General features: G+C 64.2%; 27 protein-coding genes and 1 tRNA gene. 17 read left to right on the forward strand and 11 right to left on the reverse strand.

Annotated features, from left to right (window positions below; genetic code table 11):
* The first annotated feature begins 433 nt into the window (after nt 1-433).
* Together BTO02_RS07970 and BTO02_RS07975 are read left to right on the forward strand one after the other, a co-directional pair.
* A complete protein-coding gene (locus tag BTO02_RS07970) occupies nt 434-2,188 on the forward strand; it encodes an ABC transporter permease (RefSeq protein ID WP_075156582.1) in 1,755 nt (584 codons plus the stop codon).
* A 22-nt stretch (nt 2,189-2,210) separates the two neighbouring features.
* Nucleotides 2,211-3,551, forward strand: a complete 1,341-nt coding sequence (locus tag BTO02_RS07975; protein WP_075156583.1) for an ABC transporter ATP-binding protein — start codon at nt 2,211-2,213, stop codon at nt 3,549-3,551.
* 15 nt (nt 3,552-3,566) lie between these two features.
* Here the strand turns inward: BTO02_RS07975 and BTO02_RS07980 are convergent, their stop codons facing one another.
* The 3 genes from BTO02_RS07980 to BTO02_RS07990 all read right to left on the reverse strand — a co-directional run bounded on the left by BTO02_RS07980 (nt 3,567) and on the right by BTO02_RS07990 (nt 6,016).
* A complete protein-coding gene (locus BTO02_RS07980; protein ID WP_075156584.1) occupies nt 3,567-4,148 on the reverse strand; it encodes a hypothetical protein in 582 nt (193 codons plus the stop codon).
* Complete coding sequence (locus tag BTO02_RS07985) at nt 4,145-4,693, reverse strand: hypothetical protein (protein WP_075158693.1); 549 nt, start codon at nt 4,691-4,693, stop codon at nt 4,145-4,147. Before BTO02_RS07985 ends, BTO02_RS07980 begins: the two co-directional genes overlap by 4 nt.
* A 255-nt stretch (nt 4,694-4,948) precedes the next feature.
* Nucleotides 4,949-6,016, reverse strand: a complete 1,068-nt coding sequence (locus BTO02_RS07990; protein WP_075156585.1) for a sigma-54 interaction domain-containing protein — start codon at nt 6,014-6,016, stop codon at nt 4,949-4,951.
* Between the two features lie 20 nt (nt 6,017-6,036).
* Here BTO02_RS07990 and BTO02_RS07995 point away from each other — a divergent pair, with 20 nt between their 5' ends.
* The 7 genes from BTO02_RS07995 to otsA all read left to right on the forward strand — a co-directional run bounded on the left by BTO02_RS07995 (nt 6,037) and on the right by otsA (nt 11,229).
* Nucleotides 6,037-6,414, forward strand: coding sequence for a hypothetical protein (locus BTO02_RS07995; protein WP_156883779.1), 378 nt, complete (start codon nt 6,037-6,039; stop codon nt 6,412-6,414).
* Nucleotides 6,415-6,430: 16 nt separating this feature from the next.
* Nucleotides 6,431-6,748, forward strand: a complete 318-nt coding sequence (locus tag BTO02_RS08000; protein ID WP_075156587.1) for a DUF883 family protein — start codon at nt 6,431-6,433, stop codon at nt 6,746-6,748.
* 61 nt (nt 6,749-6,809) lie between these two features.
* Nucleotides 6,810-7,070: a hypothetical protein gene (locus BTO02_RS08005; RefSeq protein WP_075158694.1), complete on the forward strand. Its 261-nt coding sequence runs from the start codon at nt 6,810-6,812 to the stop codon at nt 7,068-7,070.
* A 335-nt stretch (nt 7,071-7,405) separates the two neighbouring features.
* A complete protein-coding gene (locus BTO02_RS08010; protein WP_075156588.1) occupies nt 7,406-8,812 on the forward strand; it encodes a sigma-54-dependent transcriptional regulator in 1,407 nt (468 codons plus the stop codon).
* 122 nt (nt 8,813-8,934) lie between these two features.
* Nucleotides 8,935-9,162, forward strand: coding sequence for a hypothetical protein (locus BTO02_RS08015; RefSeq protein ID WP_198039266.1), 228 nt, complete (start codon nt 8,935-8,937; stop codon nt 9,160-9,162).
* A gap of 244 nt (nt 9,163-9,406) precedes the next feature.
* Nucleotides 9,407-9,619, forward strand: a complete 213-nt coding sequence (locus BTO02_RS08020) for a hypothetical protein (protein WP_075156589.1) — start codon at nt 9,407-9,409, stop codon at nt 9,617-9,619.
* Nucleotides 9,620-9,807: 188 nt separating this feature from the next.
* Complete coding sequence (gene otsA, locus BTO02_RS08025; RefSeq protein ID WP_075156590.1) at nt 9,808-11,229, forward strand: alpha,alpha-trehalose-phosphate synthase (UDP-forming); 1,422 nt, start codon at nt 9,808-9,810, stop codon at nt 11,227-11,229.
* A gap of 144 nt (nt 11,230-11,373) precedes the next feature.
* On the opposite strand, the gene BTO02_RS08030 is transcribed toward otsA, so the two are convergent.
* From BTO02_RS08030 to dcm, 4 genes are all read right to left on the reverse strand, one after another.
* Nucleotides 11,374-12,819 (reverse strand): MFS transporter, encoded by a 1,446-nt coding sequence (locus tag BTO02_RS08030; protein ID WP_075156591.1) that lies wholly within the window; start codon nt 12,817-12,819, stop codon nt 11,374-11,376.
* 179 nt (nt 12,820-12,998) lie between these two features.
* Nucleotides 12,999-13,499 carry a YbhB/YbcL family Raf kinase inhibitor-like protein gene (locus BTO02_RS08035; protein WP_075156592.1) on the reverse strand — a complete coding sequence of 167 codons (501 nt, stop codon included), beginning with the start codon at nt 13,497-13,499 and terminating at the stop codon, nt 12,999-13,001.
* A 124-nt stretch (nt 13,500-13,623) separates the two neighbouring features.
* Nucleotides 13,624-14,070, reverse strand: a complete 447-nt coding sequence (locus tag BTO02_RS08040) for a very short patch repair endonuclease (protein WP_075156593.1) — start codon at nt 14,068-14,070, stop codon at nt 13,624-13,626.
* A complete protein-coding gene (gene dcm / locus BTO02_RS08045) occupies nt 14,071-15,471 on the reverse strand; it encodes a DNA (cytosine-5-)-methyltransferase (protein WP_083615041.1) in 1,401 nt (466 codons plus the stop codon).
* Nucleotides 15,472-15,984: 513 nt separating this feature from the next.
* On the opposite strand from dcm, the gene BTO02_RS34730 reads away from it, so the two are divergent.
* The 3 genes from BTO02_RS34730 to BTO02_RS08060 all read left to right on the forward strand — a co-directional run bounded on the left by BTO02_RS34730 (nt 15,985) and on the right by BTO02_RS08060 (nt 17,923).
* Complete coding sequence (locus BTO02_RS34730; RefSeq protein WP_198039212.1) at nt 15,985-16,155, forward strand: hypothetical protein; 171 nt, start codon at nt 15,985-15,987, stop codon at nt 16,153-16,155.
* A gap of 311 nt (nt 16,156-16,466) precedes the next feature.
* Nucleotides 16,467-16,799, forward strand: coding sequence for a DUF4148 domain-containing protein (locus tag BTO02_RS08055; RefSeq protein ID WP_075158696.1), 333 nt, complete (start codon nt 16,467-16,469; stop codon nt 16,797-16,799).
* Between the two features lie 353 nt (nt 16,800-17,152).
* The gene (locus tag BTO02_RS08060; protein ID WP_075156595.1) at nt 17,153-17,923 is read left to right on the forward strand and encodes a YoaK family protein; all 771 of its coding nucleotides are present in this window, start codon (nt 17,153-17,155) and stop codon (nt 17,921-17,923) included.
* 29 nt (nt 17,924-17,952) lie between these two features.
* Here BTO02_RS08060 and BTO02_RS08065 read toward each other — a convergent pair whose 3' ends face one another.
* A complete protein-coding gene (locus BTO02_RS08065; protein WP_075156596.1) occupies nt 17,953-18,168 on the reverse strand; it encodes a hypothetical protein in 216 nt (71 codons plus the stop codon).
* A 226-nt stretch (nt 18,169-18,394) separates the two neighbouring features.
* On the opposite strand from BTO02_RS08065, the gene BTO02_RS08070 reads away from it, so the two are divergent.
* Both BTO02_RS08070 and BTO02_RS08075 read left to right on the forward strand, forming a co-directional pair.
* Nucleotides 18,395-18,700 (forward strand): DUF4148 domain-containing protein, encoded by a 306-nt coding sequence (locus BTO02_RS08070; RefSeq protein WP_075158697.1) that lies wholly within the window; start codon nt 18,395-18,397, stop codon nt 18,698-18,700.
* Nucleotides 18,701-19,021: 321 nt separating this feature from the next.
* Nucleotides 19,022-19,327, forward strand: coding sequence for a hypothetical protein (locus tag BTO02_RS08075; RefSeq protein WP_075156597.1), 306 nt, complete (start codon nt 19,022-19,024; stop codon nt 19,325-19,327).
* A 117-nt stretch (nt 19,328-19,444) separates the two neighbouring features.
* Here BTO02_RS08075 and BTO02_RS08080 read toward each other — a convergent pair.
* Together BTO02_RS08080 and BTO02_RS08085 are read right to left on the reverse strand one after the other, a co-directional pair.
* Nucleotides 19,445-19,519: transfer RNA gene (locus BTO02_RS08080), tRNA-Arg, on the reverse strand.
* A 158-nt stretch (nt 19,520-19,677) separates the two neighbouring features.
* Entirely contained in the window at nt 19,678-19,875 is a 198-nt protein-coding gene (locus BTO02_RS08085) for a rubredoxin (protein WP_075158698.1), read from the reverse strand.
* A 223-nt stretch (nt 19,876-20,098) separates the two neighbouring features.
* Here BTO02_RS08085 and BTO02_RS08090 point away from each other — a divergent pair, with 223 nt between their 5' ends.
* Complete coding sequence (locus BTO02_RS08090) at nt 20,099-20,500, forward strand: DUF4399 domain-containing protein (protein WP_075156598.1); 402 nt, start codon at nt 20,099-20,101, stop codon at nt 20,498-20,500.
* A gap of 329 nt (nt 20,501-20,829) precedes the next feature.
* Nucleotides 20,830-22,755 (forward strand): ATP-binding cassette domain-containing protein, encoded by a 1,926-nt coding sequence (locus BTO02_RS08095; RefSeq protein ID WP_075158699.1) that lies wholly within the window; start codon nt 20,830-20,832, stop codon nt 22,753-22,755.
* On the opposite strand, the gene BTO02_RS34200 is transcribed toward BTO02_RS08095, so the two are convergent.
* Complete coding sequence (locus BTO02_RS34200; RefSeq protein WP_156883781.1) at nt 22,683-23,027, reverse strand: hypothetical protein; 345 nt, start codon at nt 23,025-23,027, stop codon at nt 22,683-22,685. The two genes, BTO02_RS08095 and BTO02_RS34200, sit on opposite strands and share 73 nt — an antisense overlap.
* Before the next feature lie 328 nt (nt 23,028-23,355).
* Here BTO02_RS34200 and BTO02_RS08100 point away from each other — a divergent pair, with 328 nt between their 5' ends.
* Entirely contained in the window at nt 23,356-25,347 is a 1,992-nt protein-coding gene (locus tag BTO02_RS08100) for a DNA topoisomerase IV subunit B (RefSeq protein ID WP_075156599.1), read from the forward strand.
* Nucleotides 25,348-25,412 lie beyond the last annotated feature (65 nt).

Raw genomic sequence — 25,412 nt, forward strand, 5'->3', positions numbered from 1 at the left:
CCACGCGGCGGCGTGCGAGTCCGTTATTTGTCGTCACGGCCCTCGCGCTTCGCCTTGCATGATCCTTATCGGCTTGCAGCCTTAGTTTCTGAATAGAGGATGCGCGCATGGTTGCACGCCGCTGTGGCTTGCGCGCGACGGTTTCGCGAAGTGCCGCGCGCCGCGTGCAGGCTAAGCCATGGCCATGGTTGTGCCGGTCATGCTGGTTGTAGTACTGTCGTGCCGTCCAAAATAGGGAAAGCTCGCGAGCCCTCGCCAGTCCGGGGCCGCGCCCGACGCCAACGACCACCGCGCTCACGCGTTTTGCCATGCCTGATTTCAGCTTTCCGGACCGATTCGCGCGCCGCTGTGCCGCGCCCGACTGCATGCCGCGAGGCACGACCCGAGGCATCACCCAAACCGCAATCCGCGCCGAGAGCGGCAAGGGGGCCTGATGGATCTCTTCAGCTTCAACCTCAATCGCACCGCCAACGCATCGGCGTGGCGCGTGTTGCCGAACCGCTGGGACTTCGTCGCGTTTCCGCTCATCATCTGCGCGATCGCGATGGCCGCGATCGGCTTTCACGAGACGATGGCGCCGATCTCGACGCTGAAGACGCAGGCCATCTCGCTCAATCCGGCACACCTTCCCGAATATGCGATGCGCACCACGCTACGCATGCTCGCCGCGATGGCCGCCTCGCTCGTGTTCACGCTCGTGTACGGCACGCTTGCCGCGAAAAGCCGGCGGGCGGGGCAGGTGCTCGTGCCGATCCTCGACATCCTGCAGTCGGTGCCGGTGCTCGGCTATATCTCGTTTACGGTGACGTTCTTCCTCGCGCTCGTGCCGTCGCGCGTGCTCGGCGCGGAACTGGCGGCGATCTTCGCGATCTTCACGAGCCAGGCGTGGAACATGACGTTCAGCTTCTACCAGTCGCTGCGCACGGTGCCGCGCGATCTGGACGAAGTCTCGCGCGGCTTTCACCTCACGTCATGGCAGCGCTTCTGGAAGCTCGAGGTGCCGTTCTCGATGCCGGGCCTCATCTGGAACATGATGATGTCGATGTCGGGCGGCTGGTTCTTCGTGGTCGCCTCGGAAGCGATTACGGTCGGCAACCATACGATTACCTTGCCGGGCATCGGCGCCTATCTCGCACAGGCGATCGCCGAGCAGAACCTGCACGCGATCGGCTGGGTGATCCTGACGATGACCATCGTCATCCTGCTTTACGACCAGCTGCTGTTCCGCCCGCTCGTCGCGTGGGCGGACAAATTCCGCATGGAGAACACGAGCTCGGGCAATGCGCCCGAGTCGTGGCTGCTCGACCTGATTCGCCGCACGCGCCTCATCCATCGGCTGCTCGTGCCGCTCGGCTGGTGTTTCGCACGCGCGGCGCGCATTCCGCTGCGGCTGTCGTCGGTCGGGCCGGTGCGTTTTCCGGCCGTGCAAAGCGGCACGACGCGGCGTATCGGCGATCTCGTCTGGTCGATCGTCGTGCTGCTGGTTACCGTGTACGTGCTGTATCGCGTGATCGCGTACGTGCGCACCGGCGTGACGCTCGACGAGATCGGCCATGTGCTCGTGCTCGGGCTCATTACGCTGTTGCGCGTGATCGTTTTGATCGCGATCGCGTCGGTGATCTGGGTGCCGCTTGGTGTGCTGATCGGCCTGCGTCCGAGGCTTGCGGAAAAAATCCAGCCGCTTGCGCAGTTTCTCGCCGCGTTTCCGGCGAACCTGCTGTTCCCGGTGTTCGTGATCGCGATCGTGCGCTGGCATCTGAACCCGGATATCTGGCTCTCGCCGCTGATCGTGCTCGGTACGCAGTGGTATATCCTGTTCAACGTGATCGCGGGGGCGAGCGCCTATCCGAACGACTACCGCGAGGCGGCGAAGAATTTCCGCATTCGCGGCTGGCAGTGGTGGCGCCAGGCAATGCTGCCGGGCGTGTTCCCGTACTACATCACGGGTGCGATCACGGCATCGGGCGGCGCGTGGAATGCGAGCATCGTCGCCGAGTTCGTCGAGTGGGGCCATACGCGCGTCGCGGCGCACGGCCTCGGCGCATACATTGCGCAGAACACCGAAGCTGGCGACTATCCGAAAATCATCCTGGGCATCGCGGTGATGTCCCTGTTCGTGACCCTGTTCAATCGACTGCTGTGGCGTCCGCTGTATGCGCACGCCGAATCGCGACTGCGGCTCGATTGATTGCAACTGAAGGCAAAACACGATGCAAAATCCTAAAGCCGCCGCCACGCCGATTCAGACGCCGCCGATGCCACCGCGCCTCGGCGACGAGATTCTGCGCGTCAAGGATGTCTGCCGCGGGTTCAACAAGACGCAGGGCGAGCTGCTCGTGCTCGACGACGCCAATTTGTCGCTGCGCGAAGGCGAGATCGTCGGTCTGCTGGGCCGCTCGGGTTCGGGCAAGTCGACGCTGTTGCGCATCATCGCGGGGCTCATCGAGCCGACCGACGGCGAAGTCACGTATATGGGCAAGCCGCTCGAGGGGCCGGCCGAGGGCGTCGCGATGGTGTTCCAGACGTTCGCGCTGTTTCCGTGGCTGACCGTGCTGCAGAACGTCGAGGCGGGGCTCGAGGCGCAGGGCGTGCCGGCGCGCGAACGGCGCGAGCGCGCGCTCGCGGCGATCGACCTGATCGGTCTGGACGGCTTCGAGAATGCGTATCCGCGCGAGCTGTCGGGCGGCATGCGCCAGCGCGTGGGGTTCGCGCGCGCGCTGGTGGTGGACCCGACGCTGCTGCTGATGGACGAGCCGTTCTCGGCGCTCGACGTGCTGACGGCCGAGACGCTGCGCACCGATCTGCTCGATCTGTGGACGCAGGGCCGCATGCCGATCAAGTCGGTGCTGATCGTCACGCACAACATCGAGGAAGCGGTGTTCATGTGCGACCGCATTCTGGTGCTGTCGTCGAACCCGGGGCGCGTGATTGCCGAGATCAAGGTGCCGTTCAAGCATCCGCGCAACCGTCTGGACCCGGCGTTCCGCAAGCTGGTGGACGACATCTACGCGAAGATGACCGCGCGCCAGACCGGCGAGACGACGCGCAAGGGGCTCGAGCTGCATAGCTGGCTGCCGCACGTATCGACGAACCTGATGGCGGGTCTGATCGAAACGCTGGCGGCCGCGCCGTATCACGGGCGCGCGGACATGCCGGAAATCGCGCGCTCGCTGCATCTCGAGGTGGACGACCTGTTTCCGATCGCCGAAGTGCTGCAGAACCTCGGTTTTGCCGACGTGCGCGAGGGCGACATCTTCCTCACGCCGCCGGCGCGCGTGTTCGCCGAGTTCGGCACGCAGGAGCGCAAGCTGATGTTCGCCGATCACCTGCTCAAGCACGTGCCGCTCGCGGCGCGGATCAAGAAGGTGCTCAACGAGCGGCCCGGTCACCGCGCGCCGCGCGTGCGCTTCGAGCAGGAGCTCGAAGATTTCCTCTCCGACAGCGCGGCCGAAGAGACGCTCGACGCGGTGATCAACTGGGGACGTTATGGCGAGATTTTTTCGTATAACGACCAGTCGGAGATTTTCAGCCTCGAAGACGTCGAGTCCTGACCGGCGCGGGAACCGCTACTGCAGGTTCCCCCACCGATCGACCGCGGGCTCGGCTGACGCCCATTTCCACCAGCGCTTGTCCTGCTGCATCTGACACGCGGCAGCCGTGTACCAGTGCTCGGGCGAATTCGCTTCGTCGCCGTCGGCGACCGAGAACGCGAACTCCTTGCAGTCCGCGAGCGCCGATGAGAACGCGCGCGTCACGCGGATTTGCCCGTGGCCGTTCTCGATCGGCAGCGTGTGCTTGACGTTCCACGGCCGTGTGTCACCGACCTTCATCGTGCCGACGAGTGCCGCGATCACGTTTTGCTGATCGCTGTGCATGACGCGGTAATAGCGATTGATCGATTCGGTAGTGACCGCCTGCACCGCGATGCCGACGCCGATGCCGATCGCCGGATTCGCGGTCACGATGCCGGTTGCCGTGCCCGCCGCCGCACCGCCTGCCGCGCCGAGCGACGTCGAACTGCAGCCGCTCACGAGCGCCCCGACGCTTGCGCATAGCGCGACGACCCACGCGGCGCGCAGCAGGTGCCTCGCCTTGCGCGCTTCATGCGTGACGCCGAGGGCTTGCGGACTGCCTGCGGCCGCGCTCATTGCAGCGCGCCCCAACGTTCGGTCGCGGGTTCGGCCGATGCCCACTGCCACGTGTTGCCGTCGCGGCAGATCGAAGCGACATAGAACGCGCTCGACGCGGGTTTGTCCTGCGTCGCCGCCTTGTCGACCGAAAAGACAATTTCCTTGCAATCGAGCGGACCGCTGCTGATGATGCGGCTCACGGTCACGCGCCCGTGTTCGTCCTCTTCGAGCGGCACCGAATGCGTGACGCTCCACGGCGCGACGCCGCCGACGTCGAGTGGCCCGGCAACCTGGGCAATGCCGTTCTGCGTATTGCGATGGATCACGCGCTCCGAATACTGGACGCCAGCGCGCGCCGCGGCGACGGCGCCGAGGCCGATGCCGGTTGCGACCGCCGCATTGTTGGTGACGGACCCGGCGATCGCCGCGCCGGCGATGCCGGCGCCCGCCGTTGCGCTTTCGGAGTAGAGAGACGAGCAGCCGCTCAGTGCGGTAATGGCCGCAACGACGACGAGCGCGGCCAGCAGCGCGCCCGGACGCGGCACACTCAAGGCGCCGGACATGGTGTTTTGCATTGCTTCTTTTTGCTCCTGCTCACCCGTCGCGCCTTGTGGAGGGGCGGCCGCTACGGGTCAGACCTCATGACTTGTTTGCAAAAAGGATTGTGCAGGATGCCTTTTGTAATTGGCATAGAAAAAATGCAAGTAATTGCAAAACCTGATGCGCGCGCCAAACGTTTCTGTTTAAGGCGCTCGCGCATTGTGGTTGCGCCGACCGACATGCTTGCCGGTTGGGCATGCGGTCGTGTCGTTTAGCCGCTAGCTGCTGTTGCTTTCCGGGCTTGCGTCTTCTTCGTCGCCGTACATGCTGAGGCGGTTATAGAGCGTCTTGAGACTGACGCCCAGCGCTTTTGCAGCGCGCCGCTTGTCGCCGCCGCAATACTTGAGCGTGCCGAGGATGATCTGCTTCTGCGCGTCCGCGAGCGGCGTGCCGATCCACACGCTCATCGAGTCGCCGAGCGTAACGGGCTTTTTCACGCGCGACATCAGATGCGGATGGGGTAGTTCGACCGACTTCTCCGCGAGAATGAACGCGCGATACACGGCGTTTTTGAGCTCGCGCACGTTGCCGGGCCACGACCAGGTACGCAGCGTTTCCATCGAGCGCTTGCTGAATACCTTGTTCGTGCCTTCCTGCTGGTTCAAGGCGGCGAGAAAGTGCTGCGCGAGCAGTTCGCGGTCGCCCTCGCGTTCGCGCAATGGCGGCGCGCGCAACGGAAAAACCGCGAGCCGGTACATCAGATCTTCGCGCAGTCCGTTTTCCTTGACGGCGACGGCCGGGTCGCGGTTGGTCGCGGCGATCACGCGCACGTCGCCGCGAATCAGCTCCGAGCCGCCGACCCGAAAGAACGTGCCGGTTTCGAGTGCGCGCAGCAGCTTGACCTGGCGCACGGGCGACATCTCGGTTACTTCGTCGAGAAACAGCGTGCCGCCGTTCGCGTGCTCGAAGTAGCCGATGCGGCCTTGCACGGCGCCTGTGAAGCTGCCTTTCTCGTGGCCGAACAGTTCGGCTTCGATAAGCTCGTCGGGAATCGCGCCGCAATTGACGGCGACGAATGCGGCGCCCTTGCGCGCGCTGTGTTCGTGAATCGTGCGGGCGATCAGCTCCTTGCCGGTGCCCGATTCGCCGATGATCAGCGCGGTCGCGTCGGTCGCGGCCACGCGTTCGATCTGCTCGTAAAGATCGAGCATGACGGGAGACGAGCCGTACAGCGTTCCATACGACTTCAGTCCCGCGACGCTTTCCGCGCCGCGCGGTTTCGCCTGTGACCTTGCGCTGCCGCCGGCCGTGTCGGCGGCGGGCGAGTCCAGATCGGTTGACGCCATAACCAGGGTGTCCTGTGCAAATGTTCGAGGATGTGATGGCGCGGGGGCGTGAGATGGCCGGGTCATCCGGGGACGTCGTCAGGAACTGCGCGCTGAATCGCGCGCTTTCGGATGCGACGTGCGCCGGATGCGATCCGCTATCTCGCAAAAGCCAATTTAACCACTGGCACGGCATACCCGGCAAGGCGCTTGCATTCGTCGCGCAGGCCCGCGTCGGGCGGAAAAAAGTTCGCGGCGGCCGATTGCAGGCGCGGCAGTCGGCAACATTGCCCGAAGTTCGCGAGCGCTTGGCGAGGGACGCCGTGTTGTGCTCGCCGATCGACACGCTTGTCGGGTATGACCGTTGCAAGCGTCCGTTCAACGACACAACGATCGACGCAAAGATCGGCAAGACATGACAAACGGAGAAACACGATGACAGCCACCACCGAACAGTTCGCGCTCGGCAAGCAGAAGATCGTCGAGGACCTGAACGTGTTGTTGACGGACTCGGAGGAAATGCTGCGGCTCGTGGCCCAATTGCCGGGCGAAGGCGTCGGCGCTTTGCGCGAACGGTTGCGCACGCATGTCGATACGCTGCAGGCGGCGCTCGCCGATGCGCAGGTCGCCGCGCAGCGCGGCTATCGAAGCGCGACGGTACAGACCGAGCGATATGTGCGTCAAAACCCCTGGCAGTCGCTTGGCATTGCCGCGGGGGTAGGCTTCGTGCTCGGCCTGCTGGTGGCGCGCTGAGGCGGCAGCGGTTTCGTTCATGGTTCATTTGCCCACGGTTCTCACAAGCAAGGAGGTCAACATGGCTCGACCCAGAATCGGCATCTTCAGCGCGCTCTTCGCGATCGGCGGCATGCTCGCCTGGCGTTGGGCGCAGAACCGCCGCGCCGCTCAAGCGGCGAGCGTGCGCGATCTGACGCGCTGGGAGGGCGAGGGCGGCTCGGTCTCGGCCGACCGTGACGCGTTACAGCCGGCGACCTTGCCGGGCGGCACGCACCCGCGTGTCGGTAACGGCGCCGATCACGGTGCGAGCGGTGGCGCCTGGCCGTTCCCGCGCAGTTGAGCTTCGCAGTTCAGCTTTGCAGTTGACCTTGCAGTGCGACCTGCGCGGCTGAGACGCGCAGTCGAGCCGTCCTGCCGATGCATTACCGGCCGCTCCGGCAAACCGGAGCGGCCGGTATCGTTTTATTGGGATATCGCCGTATAATAGGTAAATGAACAACAATGAACCGTTTTGATAGACCGGCGGACGGCAATTGTTGCAAGATTGCGCAAAGTTGGTAAATTTTTCATATGCGGCCGCCCGGAGCGGCCGTTTCACACCTAGCATGGCTATAGGCTCGCGACCTTGCGCGTTCGAGCTGACTACCACTCGTACTTTTAAGTTTCGGAAACGCGATGCCACACGCACTGATTGTCGATGACGATCCGGGTACCCGCGAGGCGCTAGCCGCGATCATCGCCGAAGACGGCCTGACGACCGCGACTGCCGGCGATTTGCGCGAGGCCCGTATTCAACTCGTCCGGCAGATGCCGGACGTCGTATTCACGGACTTGAAGCTGCCGGACGGCACGGGCGTCGACCTGTTCGAGGATCTCGATCCGCGTTCGGGCGTCGAGTTCATCGTGATCACGGGGCACGCGACCGTCGAGTCCGCCGTGAGCGCATTGAAGATGGGCGCGGCCGACTATCTGGTCAAGCCGATCAACATGCAGCGCGTGAAGGCGATTTTGAATCGCCTGCCGCGCGCGGGCGATCTCAAGGCCGAAATCGGCACGCTGCGCGGCGAGTTGCGCCGCATGGGCCGTTTCGGTCTGATGCTCGGCAATTCGCCGGTCATGCAGCAGGTGTACGACCAGATCAGCCGCGTGGCGCCGACGGCCGCGTCGGTCATGCTGGTCGGCGAATCGGGCACCGGCAAGGAAGTTGCCGCGCAGACGTTGCATCAGTTGAGCCTGCGCCGCAAGCATGCGTTTCTCGCCGTGAATTGCGGCGCGATTTCGCCGAACCTGATCGAGTCGGAAATGTTCGGTCACGAGCGCGGCTCGTTTACGGGCGCCGACCGTCAGCACAAAGGCTATTTCGAGCGCGCCAACGGCGGCACGCTGTTCCTCGATGAAATCACCGAAATGCCGATCGAGCTGCAGGTGAAGCTGCTGCGCGTGCTCGAAACCGGCATGTTCATGCGCGTGGGCACGACGAAGGAAATCGAGACGGACGTGCGGCTCATCGCCGCGACCAATCGCGACCCGGAGCAGGCGGTGCTCGAGGGCAAGCTGCGTCTCGATCTGTATCACCGCCTCAACGTGTTCCCGATCAGCCTGCCGCCGCTGCGCGAGCGCGGCAAGGACGTCGAACTGCTCGCCCAGTCGTTCCTCGACGAGCTCAACGAGCAGCACGGCACGCGCAAGCACTTTCCACCGGCGGTCAAGGAAATGCTGCTGTCGTATCCGTGGCCCGGCAACGTGCGCGAACTGAAGAACTACGTGCAACGGGCCCACATCATGTCGGGCACCGATTCCGACAGCACGGCGACGGTGCCGTTGCAGATCACGCTGTCGAAGTCGACGGCGGGCACGGCGATCACGATTCCGTTCGGCACGTCGCTCGCCGAAGCGGACCGTCAACTGATTCTCGCCACGCTCGACCAGTGCGGGGGCGTGAAGACGCGCGCCGCGGAAATTCTCGGCATCAGCCTGAAGACGCTTTACAACCGGCTTGTCGAATATGGCAACGATGCGGGCCGCGCTGACGATGGCGACGGCGCCGAAGAGCCGCAGGCGTTCGGCAAGGCTGGTGCTTGATCATCCGCATGCGCAGGTGCCTGCCGATATCCGCACGTATCGGCAGACATCGTGCAACCTCGACGGCACAGCCTTTGCAACGCCCCCGAAGCGACAAACGAAGACGCTAACGAGGAGGCCCCATGTCCGATCCGGAGCGCGACACCGTCGCTCTATCTGTTGCATCGGCATTGCGCGTGCGGCGAGCGTCGCAGGTGACGGACCGGCTGCATCGTCCCGAGCCGATCGAACCGCCCGCCCCCGACGAGCCCGATGAGGGCGACGAGGTGCCGCCCGACCCTGACCGCCTGCCCGGCGAGCCGCTTCCTCCGCCGATCGGCGATCCTCCGCCAAATTACGCGCCGCCGTAAGTTCATGAAGCGTCGGGTGCGCGCTGCGCAGCCCGCTATGAACGGCCGGATCGTCCTTGCACCGCGGCCTCGATCGTATTGATCCGACTTCTGGAATCGGCGAGGCGCCCAGCGTTGCATTTGCGCGACTTGATGTACTCGTTACAAAACCAACGAACTTTTTACCGGCAATTTACGTTACCGGGTTCTAGACTGTGGTGATGCCACCGCTCGGCGGCAAGCCTTCCCCTGGAGGCAATCGATCATGAGACACCCCGCATTGCGGCGCTCCGCGCGCCACTCGAAGCGCGAACCGCGCCCTGGCAGTGTTCCGGCCAGCCCGTCCGATGCACCGGATCCGGCTGCGCAGAATCGCGCCGCGCCCGATGCCCCGCCAGACGGGGATCACAACCAGGGCGGCACGCGTAAGGAAGGACTCGATTACCAGCGCGATCTCGGTTCCGAGCAGGACGCCTGAGCGCTCCGGTCGGTTAGCGAGCGAAGAAAAAAGCTTGCGGGCGCATGCGGCGCGCAGGATGTTTTTCGTTCGTCTGTCACATTTGCATACATTTTTTTGTTCGCGTTTGTCGCAATGCGGCATAATTTTTGCGTGCACTATTTCGGCGCACAGTCGCACGGAACGTCAACTGAATGAGGGGGAGCTGTATGAGCAGATTGATCGTAGTGTCGAACCGCGTCGCGCCGACGCAGGAAGGCCGGCCCGCAGCGGGCGGTCTTGCGATCGGCGTGCTGGATGCGCTGAAGGAAACGGGCGGTGTCTGGTTCGGCTGGAGCGGAGAGATCGCGGGCGAGCCGTCGCAGCCGGTGATCGAGAAGCAGGGCAACGTGACCTACGCGACCGTGGCCCTCACGAAGCGCGACTACGACCAGTACTACCGCGGTTTTTCCAACGCGACGCTGTGGCCGACCTTCCACTACCGCAACGACCTGTCGCGCTACGACCGGCAGGAATACGCGGGCTACCTGCGTGTGAACGCGTCGCTCGCGAAGCAGTTGAAGGAGATGCTGCGGCCCGACGACATCATCTGGGTGCACGACTATCACCTGCTGCCGTTCGCACGCTGCCTGCGCGAGATCGGGGTGAGGAACCCGATCGGTTTCTTCCTGCATATCCCGTTTCCGGTTCCGCAAGTGATGCTGACCGTGCCGCCGCACGAAGAGCTCGTGCGGGACATGTGCAGCTACGACGTGGTGGGTTTCCAGACCGAGGCCGACCGTCAGTCGTTCGTCGACTATATCGAACGCGGCCGCCACGGCAGCGCGAGCGAGGACGGCATCGTCCACGCGTATAACCGTTTCCTGAAGGTGGGTGCCTACCCGATCGGCATCTATCCGGACGCGATCGCGAAAGCGGCCGAGCAGTTCGGCGATCGCAAGGCGGTGAAGAGCCTGCGCGACGCGATGCGCAACCGCAAGCTGATCATGAGCGTCGACCGGCTCGACTATTCGAAGGGCCTCGTCGAGCGCTTCCAGGCGTTCGAGCGGCTGCTGCTCAACGCGCCCGGCTGGCATGGCCGCGTGTCGCTCGTGCAGATCGCCCCGCCGACGCGTTCGGACGTGCAGACCTATCAACGCATCCGTCAGAACCTCGAAGGCGAGGCGGGCCGCATCAACGGCCGGTTTGCGCAGCTCGACTGGACGCCGATCCAGTACCTGAACCGCAAGTACGAACGCAACCTGCTCATGGCGTTGTTCCGCCAGTCGCAGGTCGGCTACGTGACGCCGCTGCGCGATGGCATGAACCTCGTTGCCAAGGAATATGTCGCGTCGCAGGATCCGGCCGATCCGGGCGTGCTCGTGCTGTCGCAATTCGCAGGTGCCGCCGAGCAGTTGCCCGGTGCGCTCGTCGTCAATCCGTTCGATCTGTCGCAAATGGCCGAGGCGCTCGAGCGCGCGTTGTCGATGCCGCTCGCAGAACGGCAGGCGCGGCACGCGGACATGATGGCGCCGCTGCGCGAGAACAATCTCTCCGTCTGGCGCGATACATTCCTCGCGGATCTGCGGCACGTCGCGACCGCATCGTCGGTGACCGAAAAAGCGGTAAAGCGCGCTGACGTGACGGCTTGATGATGTTCTGACGTGGCGGCTGTCACGTCGACGCGTAGATCGGAACCTGAATCGCGCATCCGAACGGTGCGCGGGTAATCGACGGCAGCTGCGGCTGCCGTTTTTTATTGCGATCGCGTCAAACCACGCGCTTCGCGTTGCGCGTCATGGGGACGCGGCCGCGCCCGTTTGCGTCACGCGCAGCGAGCTGACGACGGCCGCGACCGCGGCAAAGCAGGCGGCGACATACAGCGCGACGACCGGCCCATGGTGCTGCACCACGCCGAAGATGAGCGCGACGAGCGCGGCGCCGAGGGTCTGCCCGGTCAGGCGCGCGGTGCCGAGCATGCCGCTTGCGCCGCCGCTGCGCGCGCGCGGCGCGGAGGAGAGGATCGTCCGGTTGTTCGGCGACTGGAAGATACCGAAGCCCGCGCCGCACAGCGCCATCCGCCACGCGATATCGAACGGCTGCGGGTGCGTGCCGATCGTCGCCGCGAGCAGCAGCAGGCCGCAGGTCAGCAACGCGAGCCCAATGCCGCCGAGCAGTCCCGCCGACATGCGATCGGACAGCATGCCCGAGACCGGCGCGGCGACGATGATGACGAGCGGCCACGGCGTCATCAGCAGGCCGGTCTGCACTTGCGACATGCCGAGCGCGTTCTGCATCAGGAACGGCAGCGAGACGAACGCCAGCATTTGCGCGGTGAACGAGCAGACCGACGTGCCGATCGACAGGGCGAACACCGGATTGCGCATCAGATCGACGGGTAAAAGCGGTGCGGACTGCGTCAATTGGCGCCGCACGAAGAAGTAGCCGATCACGAGCGCCGCGGCCAGTTCGGCCGCGACATACACGTAGGATTGCCCATGCCCGAGCCCGTCGACGGCGAAAATCAGCAGGCCGAATACGAACGCGTTCATGACGGCGCTCACGTAGTCGTACGGCGAGTCGTGACGCACGTTGCCGGGCAGCGCCTTGATGCCCATCACGAATGCGGCAATGCCGATCGGCACGTTGATCGCAAAGAGCCACTGCCACGATGCGACCGACAGAATGCCTGCCGCGACAGTCGGTCCGACCGCCGACGATACCGCAACGACCATCGCGTTGATCGAAATGCCGCGGCCGAGCGACGTCGGCGGATAGATCATCCGCACGAGCGCCGTGTTCACGCTCATGATGCCCGCGGCGCCGAAACCCTGAATCACGCGCGCGAGCGCGAGCGTCGGCAGCGAATCGGCCAGCGCACAGCCGAGCGACGCGATGGTGAACAGCACGAGCCCGCCCAGATAGACGCGCCGGTAGCCGATCCGGTCGCCGAGCGACGACAGCGGCAGCAGCGAAATCGTGACGGCGAGCTGATACGCATTGACGACCCAGATCGAACTGGCCGCGCTCGCATGCAGATAGCGCGCGATGGTCGGCAGCGCGACATTCGCGATCGCGCTGTCGATGACGGAGACCGAGATGCCGAACGCGACGACGAGGATCGCCCAATATCGTTGCGGCAAGGGCAAGCCCAGTTCGTTGTCTTGCGCTGCGGCTGCGCCGCGGGCGGCGGGATGGGACGAGGAAGTCGAAGAAGAGCTGCGGGAAGGTTGTGCGCGCATCGGCGGTGGTGGTGTAGCGATGGTTGTTTTTGCTTGATGGCCTCGCGGCCGCTCAAATCGTTGTCGATGGAATGGCAAGGCCGGCATGCGAGCCGGCCTTGCCGGTCGATGCAATGTGCCGGCGTTTTACGATGCCCTCCGCGAGTCCGGCGTGCGTCTTCGCAGAGGAGATGCTCCGGCTACTTCAATTCATACAGCCCCGTGTACGTCGTCGAGTCGAGCTCGTTCTGATGGATCAGCAGGCGCGCGACAGCGTTCGTCGTTTCCGGCGCGAGCGGCAACGGCGCCTTCAGCGCATATAGCCTGAAGATGAAGCGATGCGTCTTCTCGCCGCGCGGCGGCGCGACGCCGCCAAAACCGTGTGTGCCGTAGTCGTTGCGCAGTTGCACCGCGCCTTGCGGCAGCAGCGTGCCGTCCGCCTTGCCCGCGTTGCGCGGCAGGCCGCGCGCATCGATCGGAATATTGACGACCACCCAGTGCCAGAATCCGCTGCCCGTATGCGCGTCGGCATCGTAGACCGTCAGCGCGAGGCTTTGCGCGTCTTCGGGCGGGGCCTCCCACTGCAACGCGGGCGAGATGTTTTCGCCGTCGACGCCGAACGATTTGTCGTTGTACTCGGCCGCTTTCGGCAGAAAACCGTTCGCGGGAAAGTCGTCCGACCAGATTCGGAAATCAGCCATCGTATGCCTCTTTCATGTGAGTTCCGGGAGGGACGGGCTTGGCGGACAAGCTCCGGCTTGGCCAATCAGTTTAGCACCGCGCGCTTACACGCTTTGAGCGTGCGGCGTGGCCTCGCGCGGGTGCTCAGGCGCGTTCGTCGAGCGTTGCCGCGTCGCTTTGCAGCCAGTCGACGAGGCGTCGCAACACGCCGTCGAGATCCCGGTTCGCACCGCGCAATGCGCATTCCCAGACCGTTGCGACGCGCCAGCCGCGCTCGCGCAGTGCGGCCGTGACCTTCGCGTCGTTACTGCGGTTGCGGCCGATCTTCTCGCGCCAGAACTCGACGCGCGTTTGCGGCCATTTGAACAGATGGCAGTCGTGGCCGTGCCAGAAACATCCATGTACGAATACAACGGCGTGATAGCGCGGCAACACGATGTCGGGCCGGCCCGGCAGGTCGCGCGCATCGAGGCGAAAGCGAAAGCCGCGGCGGTGCAGGAGGCTGCGGATCAGAATCTCGGGTTTCGTGTTGCGGCCGCGTATGCCGGACATCATCCGGCTGCGCGTCGCCGCATCGACGATATCGACCATTCATGCCACCTGGGCGTGAACCCGCGAGCGGGGCGGCACGAGCGGCGCGGCGTTGTCGAGCGCGCCCGCCGTCGACGATACGGCGGGCGATGCGGCAGGCGATGCGACACCCTCAGCGGCGGGCGCCGCCGCGTGCAGGTGCGGCAGCATGATGCGCGCGACTTCGCGCATCACCGGCATCACGACGCTATTGCCGAACTGGCGGTACGCCTGCGTGTCGCTGACCGGAATGCGGAACGTGTCGGGAAAGCCCATCAGGCGCGCGCATTCGCGCGGCGTGAGCCGGCGGGGCCGGAGGCCGTGACCCTGATGCACGAGGATTTCGGAGCCGTCCTTGTGATAGCGCGCCGACAAGGTGCGCGTGACGCTGTCCGCGAATGCGAGGCCGAAGCCGAAACCATTGCCGGCCGCGCGGTGTTTTTCGGCGTAGCTTTGCAGATAGGACCAGAGTTTCGGGCTCAATGTGTACTTGGGTTGCACGGCACGCGCGCGCGCGTCGAAGAAGCGTTCGCCGTCCCACGGCAGCACCGGCTCGCTGCCGTCGGTGCGGTGCAGGATCGACGCGAGCCGCGGGCCTTCTTCGGGCAGGCGCAGGGCGTCCCACGAAAAAGACGTGGCGTCCCGAAAGCCGACGATGATGATCCGCTCGCGATGCTGCGGCGTGAAATGCTGGCCGTCGATCACGCGGTAGTGCACTTCGTAGCCGAGTTCGTCGCGCAGCGTCTGCACGATCACGTCGAAGGTGCGGCCCTTGTCGTGCGACAGCAGGTTCTTTACGTTTTCGAGCAGAAACGCGGCCGGGCGGCGCGCCGCGATGATGCGCGCGACGTCGAAAAAGAGCGTGCCCTGCGTCGTGCATTCGAAGCCGTGCGGACGGCCGAGCGCGTTTTTCTTGCTGACGCCCGCGATCGAGAACGGCTGGCACGGGAAGCCCGCGAGCAGCACGTCGTGCTCGGGCACCGCGTGTTCGGGGAACGATACGATGTCGCCGATCAGCGTGTGATCGGGCGCGCGCTTCGAGGCGGCCGCCGCGATGCGTTCGTCGAACTGCTCGAAGTTCTCGCGATAGGTCTTCTGCGAAAACGTATTCCACTCGCTCGTGAACACGCATGCGCCGCCGTGCGCCTCGAAGCCCATGCGGATGCCGCCGATGCCTGCGAAGAGATCGACAAAGCGAAAGCTCGACGCGCCGTCGCGCGCATGCCGATGAAGCGCGCCGGCCGTCGCCGGCGCCTGCAGCAGCGCCTGCAAGGTCGGCGCCATGCGCGCGGGGCAGGGCGTCTCGCCCTTTTCCCAGCGCCGCACCGTCTTGATGTCCTTGCCGACGTGCGCGGCGATTTCTCGTTGTGTAAAGCGGATGCGCGCCTGTTTCAACAGGTCAAGCGGTGAGGCCTGGGTCACAGGATGTCCTTGCTGGGTATTTTTGCGGACATTATGACCTATTGCGCGCCCCTATTTCGCCGGTGGCGCGTGCGCGCGACAGCGGTCATACGATTGCGTGCAGAGGCGAGCGCGGCTGTGCTAGCGAAACGTCTGCGCAATGCAAGTACGGGGTCGCGAAAAATTTCCGCTGGAGAACGAAATCAGGCGTGTCAGGTGAGTACGAGCGCAAGACTGCAAGACAACACCATCAGCATGAGGCCTGCGGCGAGGGCGATGTTGTAGGGGTAGGGCATGGCAGTCGGGCGGACCTAACGAGGGCGGTGAGGCAATGATAAAAGGTTGAAATACGTCTGGCGTAACCGACCTGTGCGCAAAGGTGGTCTTGCGCACACAGGCCGGCGGCGTTGCGTCGAGACGGTGCGATCGCGATGTGCGGCAAGCCGGGAAACGAAGATGTTTCATGCTTCGAAACATCGGCGCGCATTGCCTAGAATGGTGGATGGGGTGGACGTCGTCGGGATGGAGGATGCGATGAGCGAGTCGACATTGGCCTATCTGTTGGGGCCATCGGTGATGGTGATCGTCTGTGCCGCGCTGTGGATCGCCGCGCATCAGCATCACAAATCGTCGCATGGCGAGTCGCGCGCGCGGCGGTTGCGCTGGCTCGACACCTATCACGGGGATTGGCGTCATCGTCATTGATGCGCTCTCGCCGCTGTGGCTGGCGCTGCGGTGCGCCCGCCGGGCGGCCGGCCCGCACACAGGCGGGTGGCGTTCGCCCGCTGCCTGGCCGTGCGCGGGCGTGCGCTTCATGCGCTTCTTACGCTTCGAGCGCGTCGTTCAACGCCCGCATTTCTGCTTTCGCGTTTTAATCCCTTCGATTTGTCCTGTCCCGCGAAATAATGAATTGGCCTTTTAGGCGTTTACCCTAAAGCCCCGCGCTCCTAGACTGTTTTCAACGGTTGCACGCAACGACGCGCAACTCGAATGAAACCAATCTCGGAGGTGTGATCATGAAATCGCTCATCAAAGCTGTGGCGCTTGCCGCTGTCCTCGCCGTTCCCGCCGTGTCGTTTGCTCAATCGAATCAGCCGCTCACGCGCGCCGAAGTGCGCGGCCAACTGACGCAGCTGGAAAAGGTCGGCTACAACCCGTTCGATTCGAGCGACGCGCACTATCCGGCAGCGATCCAGCAGGCGGAATCGCGCGTCAGCGCGGCCAATCAAGCGGCCGACAACAGCGGCTACGGTTCCTCTACCGGCGGTACGTCCGAATCGGGCATGACGCGTTCCGAAGGCGCGCTGAGCAGCTACTCGCCGCCGATCTACATCTACCAGCATCACTAAGCCGGTTGCACTTCGGACGATGGACGCCGATTTTTTTCTCCGGGCGCATCGTCCGATCTGGCAAGCAGGACGTGCAACGGATCGGCCAGCGAGGTTTGGCCGATCCGTCGCGTCGAAATAGACGATAGAACCTCCATCGCCGGCTCCAACCGGCGATTTCGCCCAGCCCGCACCGCTGGGCATTTTTTCATCTGTTTTTCGTTGCATGCCTGGCGCGTCGAACATCGCGTGCTACGATTTCGTGCGCCCTGTCGCGGGCGTGCCGCCGTGTGCTTCGAGTCGGCCCACGCTCCGGCCCCGGTTCTGGTTCCGCCAGGCCGATTGACCGGCTGCTCATTTTTCGGCCTGACAGCATGCCCATCAACTATCTGCGCGGCTTGACCGCACCCGAACGAACCGACGCAACCAATCGGCGTCTCGGGCGCTCGCTCGCGTTCGTCGCGGGTGCGGCCAATGCCGGCGGATTTCTCGCAGTCGGGCAATACACGTCGCACATGTCGGGCATCGTTTCGTCGCTGGCCGATAACCTTGCGCTCGGCGATATTGCGCTTGTCGTGGCGGGGTTGAGCTCGCTCCTGTCGTTTATGGTCGGCGCGGCGACGTCAGCGGTGCTGATCAACTGGGGACGGCGGCGCCGGCTGCGCAGCGTCTACGCGACGCCGCTCGCCATCGAAGCGGCGTTACTGCTGTGCTTCGGCTTGCTTGGCTCGAACCTCGAGCATCATCGGCTGTTTTTCCTGCCGGTCACTGTGTGCCTGCTGTGCTTCGTGATGGGCCTGCAGAACGCCATGATCACGAAAATCTCGCGCGCCGAAATCCGGACCACGCATATGACGGGGCTCGTCACCGACATCGGCATCGAGCTGGGCAAGCTGTTTTACTGGAATGGCCGGCGTCCTGAAGCGGATGACGGCGTGGAGGGCGTAGTGCGTGCGGACCGGCAGAAGCTTGCCTTGCTAGGGTCGCTGCTCGCGTTCTTTCTGGCCGGCGGATTGGCGGGCGCGGCCGGTTTCAAGCATCTGGGGTTCGTGTCGACCTTGCCGCTCGCGGTCGTATTGCTCGCGCTCGCGGTTGTGCCCCTTATCGACGACATGCGCAGCGGCGCGCGCAAGATGCGTTTCTAGCGCGCGGATGTCGCTGCGAGGCGAGCCGATTACTCGCCTTCGTGCAGGTCGTTACCGGAAGCCCACAGCAAATCGATCAGAAAGCTTTCGATCACGGCATGCCATTCGGGCGTGCCTTCGGCAAAGTCTTCCGGATTGTGCTTGCCGCGCGCGCGACGAATCACTCTCACGGAGTTTTCGAGCGCGATCGCCTCGTCGTACCGGGACGTGCCTCGCTTGAGGGGGAGATGTTTTTCGGATTCCATGCTCCGGTTGTCGGCAGTGCGCGGCCCGAACTTTAGGGGCGTTTAGCGGTGTTTGGAGGCGCGCGCATGGCGGAAATGGGCCATCCCGCACCCGATTGTCACGTGAGCCGAAACAATGATTTCCTCCGATTAGGGTTTCCCCTAGCCTGCCGAATGCCTAGACTGGTTTCACACGGCGCTGATTCAAAACGCCGCTGCAAATGAAACCAATCTGGAGGTAATGAACATGAAATCGCTCATCAAGGCTGTTGCTATTGCTGCTGTGCTCGCCGTGCCGGCTGTGTCGTTTGCTCAATCGAACCAACCGGTGACGCGCGCGCAGGTTCGTGCAGACCTCGTGCAACTGGAAAAGGCCGGCTATAGCCCGTTCGACTCGAGCGACGCGCACTATCCGGCGGCCGTTCAGCGCGCTGAAGCGCGCGTGACGGCGGATGGTACCGGTTATGGTCCTGCCACGGCAGGCACGGCCGAATCGGGCGCACGCGGCCCCGTGTATAACCAGTTTCTGGGTTCGCCGTACGATCATTCGTAAGCAGTTGAGCGAGCAGTGAAGGCAGTGAAGGGGTAGTAGGGGTGTAAAGCTGTAAAGCGGTAAAGCGGTAAAGCGTTGATGCGGTAAAGCGCAGTACGCAGTAATCGCAATTGCAGTGAAAGTTCGCACTGGGGTAAGTCGCCCGTCATGCGAACGCGAACGAAGCCCGCACCGTGCAGACGGCGCGGGCTTTTTCGCATGTCGTGATGCTGTATCTAGGCAAGTACGGCGCGCAACGCAGGTATCGAAGTGCGCGTAATATCTGAGCCGTCTCTCCAAACAGGCTCAGGCCATCGACCATCGCATACCCGGGATGCCGCGATGAGAACACTCACTCTCGCCTTCGCATTGCTGATCTTGTTCGCATCGACTGCCGCGCGCGCCGACGTCGTCAAGGACAATCTGAACTACAGCATGACTGCCGCGACGCCGCGCAATGCCGCCGATGCCGATTGCGGCGCATGGACCGCGGCGCCGATCCGTTTCGGCGATGGGGAAACTACTTTCGATGTGGGCAGGCTTGCGCTTCTAATGGTCGCGAACGCGGCGGCGGTGCACTCGGGCGCGCATGCGTATGGTCCGAATCCTCATGCGTGTAACCGGCGGGCGCCGCAGGAAGGGCCATAGGCGTCGGCCGTTCATTCGCCGCATACGGCGGCCGGTGCCGAAGAGCCGGCTTGTGGCAAGGCGGCAAGGCAAGACACGGCACGAAGCCGCGTGATGGAGGCGACTTGTGCCGCTAACTGGTCCCCCTGACAGGAATCGAACCTGTATCTAGCGCTTAGGAGGCACTTGTTCTATCCATTGAACTACAGGGAGAGGACCGAGGATCGCCGAAAGTCCAACCTACAGACCTAACCGCGGACCTAACCGCGGACCCAACAACGCAACGGCAGGGGCCAGAGTATAACAAAGCTGTCCTGGCCTACGAATGACGCGCCACCACGAGCAGCACAAACGATGGCATAACGCGCCGCTCAGAACTCCACAACAGCGAATTCCGACTTGCTCACATCGCACAACGGGCAGCGCCAGTCTTCGGGAATATCGGCGAAGCGCGTGCCCGCCGCGATGCCGTCTTCCGGCAGTCCTTCTTCTTCGTTGTAGATCCAGCCGCAGATCAAACAAACCCAGCTTTTGTATTCGACAACTTCACTCACGACGCACTCACCCATCCGTTCGAAACGCTCGATTCGCGCGTTGTTCCTTTCCTCGACCGGAAACGCGCGGCGATCCACAATTTTACCGGAAATCGTCAGGACACTTCGTCGGCAAAGCGTCGCAATCGCGGATACGTCGCGACGCTGCGCGCGATCGCCAGAGTGCACCGGCGTATGCTTTGGCGCGCGGTCCTTACGCCAGCGTCCCGTCACGGACCGTCATTTCAAGGAGAAGACGATGTTCAGGAACAGATGGATGGGTACCGCGCTGTGCGTCGGTCTGCTGGTTGCATCGGGTGTTGCGCGGGCCAACGGCGTGTCGTTCGTCGAACCCAAAGACGGCGCGACGGTGAGCAACCCCGTGCACGTGAAATTCGCCGTCGACGGCATGAAAGTCGCGCCGGCAGGCACGATGACCGATGGCACCGGTCATCATCATTTGCTGATCGACGGGCAGCCCGTGCCGAAGGGCGCCGTGATTCCGGCCAACGACACATCGCTGCATTTCGGCAAAGGGCAGTCCGAAACCGAGATCACGCTGCCGCCGGGCGATCACACACTCACGCTGCAATTCGGCGATGGCGCGCATCGCTCGTACGGACCCGATTGGAGCCAGACCATTACGGTGCATGTGAAGTAGCGCGACCGGAACCGCGCAAGTGAAGTGACGCGAATGGCGACGCAAGGCGCCGACACCCTGGCGTCGCCTTGCGCCACCACGCGCGGTATCGCAACGCATTCGTCCCGCGTTCGGTCGCGCATCGAGGTGCGCATCCGATTGCGCATTTTGTCGCACGTTTGGCCGCATATCGACTCCCGCATCGGGTCGCGCATTTCGCCACACAGTTCACCACGCATTTCGCCACGCGGGTCAGCCTCGCACGCGGCTTCCCGGTCGGTCACGCGGCCACCGCGCAAGCCGCCCGGTACAATGAGCGTTTCGCCTCATCGCTGCCCGATCCTTTTCCCATGTCGCTTTACACCATCACCGGCGCGCAACTCGCGTTCGGTCACGTCGCGTTGCTCGATCACGCGGACTTTTCGCTCGAAGCCGGCGAGCGTGTCGGCCTGATCGGCCGCAATGGCGCGGGCAAGTCGTCATTGCTGAAAATCGTCGCGGACCTCGCGAAGCCCGACGACGGACTCGTCACGCGTCAACAGAACCTCGTCACGGTCTACGTGCCGCAGGAGCCTGAATTCGAAGCGGGCACGTCGGTGTTCGACGCGGTCGCGGGCGGGCTCGCGCATGCGCGCGAACTGCTCGACGAATACGACCGCGTCGCGCATGCGCTGGCGGAGGCGCCGGAAGGCGGCGAGCACGATGCCTTGCTCGCGCGCATGAACACCTTGCAATCGTCGCTCGACGCGGCCGATGCCTGGAACTGGCGCACGCGTGTGTCCACGACGCTCGCGCAGATCGGCCTCGACGGCGACGCGCAGGTCGACGCGCTGTCGGGCGGCATGCAAAAACGCGTCGCGCTTGCGCGCGCGCTCGTGCTGCAGCCGGACGTGCTGCTGCTCGACGAGCCGACGAACCACCTCGACTTCGACGGCATCCGCTGGCTCGAAGAGCTGTTGCTCTCGCAACGCGCGGGTCTGCTGTTCATCACGCACGACCGCGCGTTTCTCGACCGCATCGCGACGCGCATCGTCGAACTCGATCGCGGCCGGCTGCTGTCGTACCCGGGCAATTTCTCCGCGTATCAGACGCGTAAGGCGCAGCAGCTCGAAGTCGAGCGCGTCGAAAACGAGAAATTCGACAAGCTGCTCGCTCAGGAAGAAGTGTGGATCCGCAAGGGCGTCGAAGCGCGCCGCACGCGCAGCGTCGGCCGCATTGCGCGGCTCGTGCAGATGCGCAACGAGCGCGCCGAACGTCGCAACGTGCAGGGCAACGTGAAGCTCGACGTCGCGCAGGGCGAGAAGTCCGGCAAGATCGTCGCGGAGCTGACGGACGTGACGAAGCGCTTCGGCGCACGCACCGTGGTCGAGCGCTTTTCGGCCACGCTGATGCGCGGCGACAAGATCGGCCTCGTCGGTCCGAACGGGGCGGGCAAGACGACGCTGCTCAAGCTGATTCTCGGCGAGTTGCAGCCCGACGAGGGGCGTGTGCGCGTCGGCACGAATCTGCAGGTCGCGTACTTCGACCAGATGCGCGCGCAACTGGATCAGGAGAAAAGTCTTGCCGATACGATCAGCCCCGGCAGCGACTGGGTCGAGATCAACGGCGCGAAGAAGCATGTGATGAGCTACCTCGGCGATTTCCTGTTTGCGCCGGAGCGGGCGCGCTCGCCGGTGAAGTCGCTGTCGGGCGGCGAGCGCAACCGGCTGCTGCTCGCGCGGCTGTTCGCGCGTCCGGCGAACGTGCTGGTGCTCGACGAACCGACGAACGATCTCGACATTCCGACGCTCGAACTGCTCGAAGAACTGCTGACCGACTACGACGGCACCGTGCTGCTCGTGAGCCACGACCGGGCGTTTCTGGACAACGTGGTGACTTCGGTGATCGCGGCGGAGGGCGAAGGCAAGTGGCGCGAATATGTCGGGGGCTTCACCGACTGGCAGACGCAGCGCGAGCGCGCCGAACAGCTCGCGCAGCGCGACGCACCGAAGGAAGCGGCCAGGCAGACTGCGCCGAAAGAAAGCGCGGCGGGCCGCAATGCTCAACGGTCGGTGAAGCTGTCGTACAAGGAACAGCGCGAACTCGAGGCGCTGCCGGAACGGATCGCGGCGCTCGAGGGCGAGCAGAAAGCCATTGCCGCGCAACTCGAAGACGGGTCGATCTTCGCGAAAGACGCCCAGGAAGGCACGCGTCTCACGCAGCGTTACGCGGAAATCGATGAGGAACTGATGGTGGCGCTCGAGCGGTGGGATGAGCTGGAGAACAAGGGGAAGTAAAACGCTTCCCGGGGCGATCCGATTCGAGTCGTATAGCGCTGGATGCGTTCTATCGCTTGGCGCATAGGGTCAAGATAGTCGGCGAGCCGCAGATCGCTCTTTCTCTTCGCACAGGCACCGCTTCGCTGACCGATGAGCAAGTCGAGGTCGCCGTTTTCGTCGTCGTCGCCGGTGATGTCGGAACCGAATATGCGTGCGTTGGCCGCGTGGTGATCGGCAACGATCTTCCTGATTTCGGCGCGAGGGGCGCCCAACGCTTCGGACGGTCTCACGGCTGTGCTCCGGTATGAAACACGGGGAAGGAACTTCGTTATATTTCCCCCAAACGGCCAATCCTGCCCGATCCAAATTGCCGCGCGCATCGAAATCAGTACAATACCCGCGAATCCGCTGCCGGGCGCGGCGCGCCGCAGACGCCGCCCCGTCGGCGTTAGCGGGCGGTGCGGGCGCGCAGGCGCGTGGGCGGTCACACTGCCCGTGTATCGTGCAAACGTTCCATTCCGTTGTTTCGTTTCGCTTTTTTTGAAAATTCAACGCATTGTCCACGCAGATGTCCACAGGACTTGTGGACAACGATGAACCGACGGACCCGAGCAAGCCATGTCTACGAAGAAGTCAAACGCAAACGCTGCGTATAGCGAAGCGTCGATCAAGGTGCTGAAGGGGCTCGAGCCGGTCAAGCAGCGGCCCGGCATGTACACGCGCACCGAGAACCCGCTGCACATCATCCAGGAAGTCATCGACAATGCGTCCGACGAGGCGCTCGGCGGCTTCGGCAAGCAGATCACGGTCACGCTGCACGCCGACCAGTCGGTGTCGGTCGACGACGACGGCCGCGGCATTCCGTTCGGCCTGCACCCCGACGAACGCGTGCCCGTCGTCGAGATCGTCTTCACGCGCCTGCACGCGGGCGGCAAGTTCGACAAGGCCGCGGGCGGCGCCTATACGTTCTCGGGCGGTCTGCACGGCGTCGGCGTGTCGGTCACGAACGCGCTGTCCACGCGTCTGGACGTCACGGTCTGGCGCGACGGCAAGGTCGCCGAGCTCGGTTTTTCGAACGGCGACGTGGTCAAGCCGCTCAAAGTGCGCGCGGCCGAGCGCGGCGAAAAGAAGTCCGGCACGCGCGTCACGGTCACGCCGAACGCGAAGTACTTCGATTCGCCGAATCTGCCGGTCGGTGAACTGCAGCGGCTGCTGCGCTCGAAAGCGGTGCTGCTGCCGGGCGTCGAAGTCGTGCTCGTCAACGAAAAGACCGGCGAGCGGCAAAGCTGGAAGTACGAAGACGGCCTGCGCGGCTATCTGCTCGAAGGCATGGCCGGCAGCGATCTGCTGATTCCGCTGTTCGAAGGCGAACGCTACGCGGAAAGCTCGCGCTCGAACGAGGAGACGTTTGCCGAGGGCGAAGGCGCCGCGTGGGTCGTCGCGTGGAGCGAGGAAGGGCCGCTCACGCGCGAGTCGTACGTGAACCTGATCCCGACGCCGGCCGGCGGCACGCACGAGGCGGGTCTGCGCGACGGCCTGTTCCAGGCCGTGAAGAGCTTCGTCGAGTTGCACGGCCTGCAGCCGAAGGGCGTGAAGCTGCTCGCCGAAGACGTATTCGCGCGCGTATCGTTCGTGCTGTCGGCGAAAGTGCTCGATCCGCAGTTCCAAGGCCAGATCAAGGAACGCCTCAATAGCCGCGATGCGGTGAAGCTCGTGTCCTCGTTCGCGCGCCCGGCACTCGAACTGTGGCTGAACCAGCATGTCGAGCACGGCAGGAAGCTTGCCGATCTCGTCATCAAGCAGGCGCAAGCGCGTACGCGCGCGGGGCAGAAGGTCGAAAAGCGCAAGAGCTCGGGCGTCGCCGTGCTGCCCGGCAAGCTTACCGATTGCGAATCGACCGAAATCGAGCGCAACGAACTGTTCCTCGTCGAAGGCGATTCCGCCGGCGGCTCCGCGAAGATGGGCCGCGACAAGGAATTCCAGGCGATCCTGCCTTTGCGCGGCAAGGTGCTGAACACATGGGAAACCGAGCGCGATCGCCTGTTCGCGAACAACGAGGTGCACGACATCTCGGTCGCGATCGGCGTCGATCCGCACAACCCGGACGACACCGTCGACCTGTCGAATCTGCGCTACGGCAAGATCTGCATCCTGTCGGACGCGGACGTCGACGGCGCGCATATCCAGGTGCTGCTGCTCACGCTGTTCTTCAAGCACTTCCCGCAGCTGATCGAGCGCGGCAACGTGTTCGTCGCGCGGCCGCCGCTGTTTCGCGTCGATGCGCCGGCCCGCGGCAAGAAGCCCGCGCAGAAGCTCTACGCGCTCGACGACGGCGAGCTCGAAGCGATTCTCGACAAGCTGCGCAAGGACGGCGTGCGCGAATCGCAATGGACGATCAGCCGCTTCAAGGGCCTCGGCGAAATGAGCGCCGAGCAGCTGTGGGACACGACGATGAACCCGGACACGCGGCGCCTGTCGCCGATCGCGCTCGGCGAACTCGACTTCGAGAAGACCGTTGCGCGCATGACGATGCTGATGGGCAAGGGCGAAGCGGCGTCGCGGCGCAGCTGGCTCGAAGAGAAGGGCAACGAGGTCGAAGCGGATATCTAGGCCGAAACGCGGGCCGACACCCAGGCCGAATGAAAAGCAAGCCGCACCTCGAGCCGCAACACGGA

Source organism: Paraburkholderia sp. SOS3 (assembly GCF_001922345.1).
GTDB lineage: Bacteria > Pseudomonadota > Gammaproteobacteria > Burkholderiales > Burkholderiaceae > Paraburkholderia.

Excerpts from the sequence above, each read along its gene's own strand:
- BTO02_RS07985 (WP_075158693.1), bottom strand. The coding sequence starts at position 4,693 with ATGTCCGGCGCCTTGAGTGTGCCGCGTCCGGGCGCGCTGCTGGCCGCG.
- BTO02_RS07980 (WP_075156584.1), bottom strand. The coding sequence starts at position 4,148 with ATGAGCGCGGCCGCAGGCAGTCCGCAAGCCCTCGGCGTCACGCATGAA.
- BTO02_RS07990 (WP_075156585.1), bottom strand. The coding sequence starts at position 6,016 with ATGGCGTCAACCGATCTGGACTCGCCCGCCGCCGACACGGCCGGCGGC.
- BTO02_RS34730 (WP_198039212.1), top strand. The coding sequence starts at position 15,985 with ATGAGCGAGTCGACATTGGCCTATCTGTTGGGGCCATCGGTGATGGTG.
- otsA (WP_075156590.1), top strand. The coding sequence starts at position 9,808 with ATGAGCAGATTGATCGTAGTGTCGAACCGCGTCGCGCCGACGCAGGAA.
- BTO02_RS08095 (WP_075158699.1), top strand. The coding sequence starts at position 20,830 with ATGTCGCTTTACACCATCACCGGCGCGCAACTCGCGTTCGGTCACGTC.
- BTO02_RS08090 (WP_075156598.1), top strand. The coding sequence starts at position 20,099 with ATGTTCAGGAACAGATGGATGGGTACCGCGCTGTGCGTCGGTCTGCTG.
- BTO02_RS08000 (WP_075156587.1), top strand. The coding sequence starts at position 6,431 with ATGACAGCCACCACCGAACAGTTCGCGCTCGGCAAGCAGAAGATCGTC.
- BTO02_RS07995 (WP_156883779.1), top strand. The coding sequence starts at position 6,037 with ATGTTCGAGGATGTGATGGCGCGGGGGCGTGAGATGGCCGGGTCATCC.
- BTO02_RS08060 (WP_075156595.1), top strand. The coding sequence starts at position 17,153 with ATGCCCATCAACTATCTGCGCGGCTTGACCGCACCCGAACGAACCGAC.
- BTO02_RS08055 (WP_075158696.1), top strand. The coding sequence starts at position 16,467 with ATGAAATCGCTCATCAAAGCTGTGGCGCTTGCCGCTGTCCTCGCCGTT.
- BTO02_RS07970 (WP_075156582.1), top strand. The coding sequence starts at position 434 with ATGGATCTCTTCAGCTTCAACCTCAATCGCACCGCCAACGCATCGGCG.
- BTO02_RS08085 (WP_075158698.1), bottom strand. The coding sequence starts at position 19,875 with ATGGGTGAGTGCGTCGTGAGTGAAGTTGTCGAATACAAAAGCTGGGTT.
- BTO02_RS08035 (WP_075156592.1), bottom strand. The coding sequence starts at position 13,499 with ATGGCTGATTTCCGAATCTGGTCGGACGACTTTCCCGCGAACGGTTTT.
- BTO02_RS08020 (WP_075156589.1), top strand. The coding sequence starts at position 9,407 with ATGAGACACCCCGCATTGCGGCGCTCCGCGCGCCACTCGAAGCGCGAA.
- BTO02_RS08030 (WP_075156591.1), bottom strand. The coding sequence starts at position 12,819 with ATGCGCGCACAACCTTCCCGCAGCTCTTCTTCGACTTCCTCGTCCCAT.
- BTO02_RS08005 (WP_075158694.1), top strand. The coding sequence starts at position 6,810 with ATGGCTCGACCCAGAATCGGCATCTTCAGCGCGCTCTTCGCGATCGGC.
- BTO02_RS08015 (WP_198039266.1), top strand. The coding sequence starts at position 8,935 with ATGTCCGATCCGGAGCGCGACACCGTCGCTCTATCTGTTGCATCGGCA.
- BTO02_RS07975 (WP_075156583.1), top strand. The coding sequence starts at position 2,211 with ATGCAAAATCCTAAAGCCGCCGCCACGCCGATTCAGACGCCGCCGATG.
- BTO02_RS08010 (WP_075156588.1), top strand. The coding sequence starts at position 7,406 with ATGCCACACGCACTGATTGTCGATGACGATCCGGGTACCCGCGAGGCG.
- BTO02_RS08075 (WP_075156597.1), top strand. The coding sequence starts at position 19,022 with ATGAGAACACTCACTCTCGCCTTCGCATTGCTGATCTTGTTCGCATCG.
- BTO02_RS08065 (WP_075156596.1), bottom strand. The coding sequence starts at position 18,168 with ATGGAATCCGAAAAACATCTCCCCCTCAAGCGAGGCACGTCCCGGTAC.
- BTO02_RS08100 (WP_075156599.1), top strand. The coding sequence starts at position 23,356 with ATGTCTACGAAGAAGTCAAACGCAAACGCTGCGTATAGCGAAGCGTCG.
- BTO02_RS08070 (WP_075158697.1), top strand. The coding sequence starts at position 18,395 with ATGAAATCGCTCATCAAGGCTGTTGCTATTGCTGCTGTGCTCGCCGTG.
- BTO02_RS08040 (WP_075156593.1), bottom strand. The coding sequence starts at position 14,070 with ATGGTCGATATCGTCGATGCGGCGACGCGCAGCCGGATGATGTCCGGC.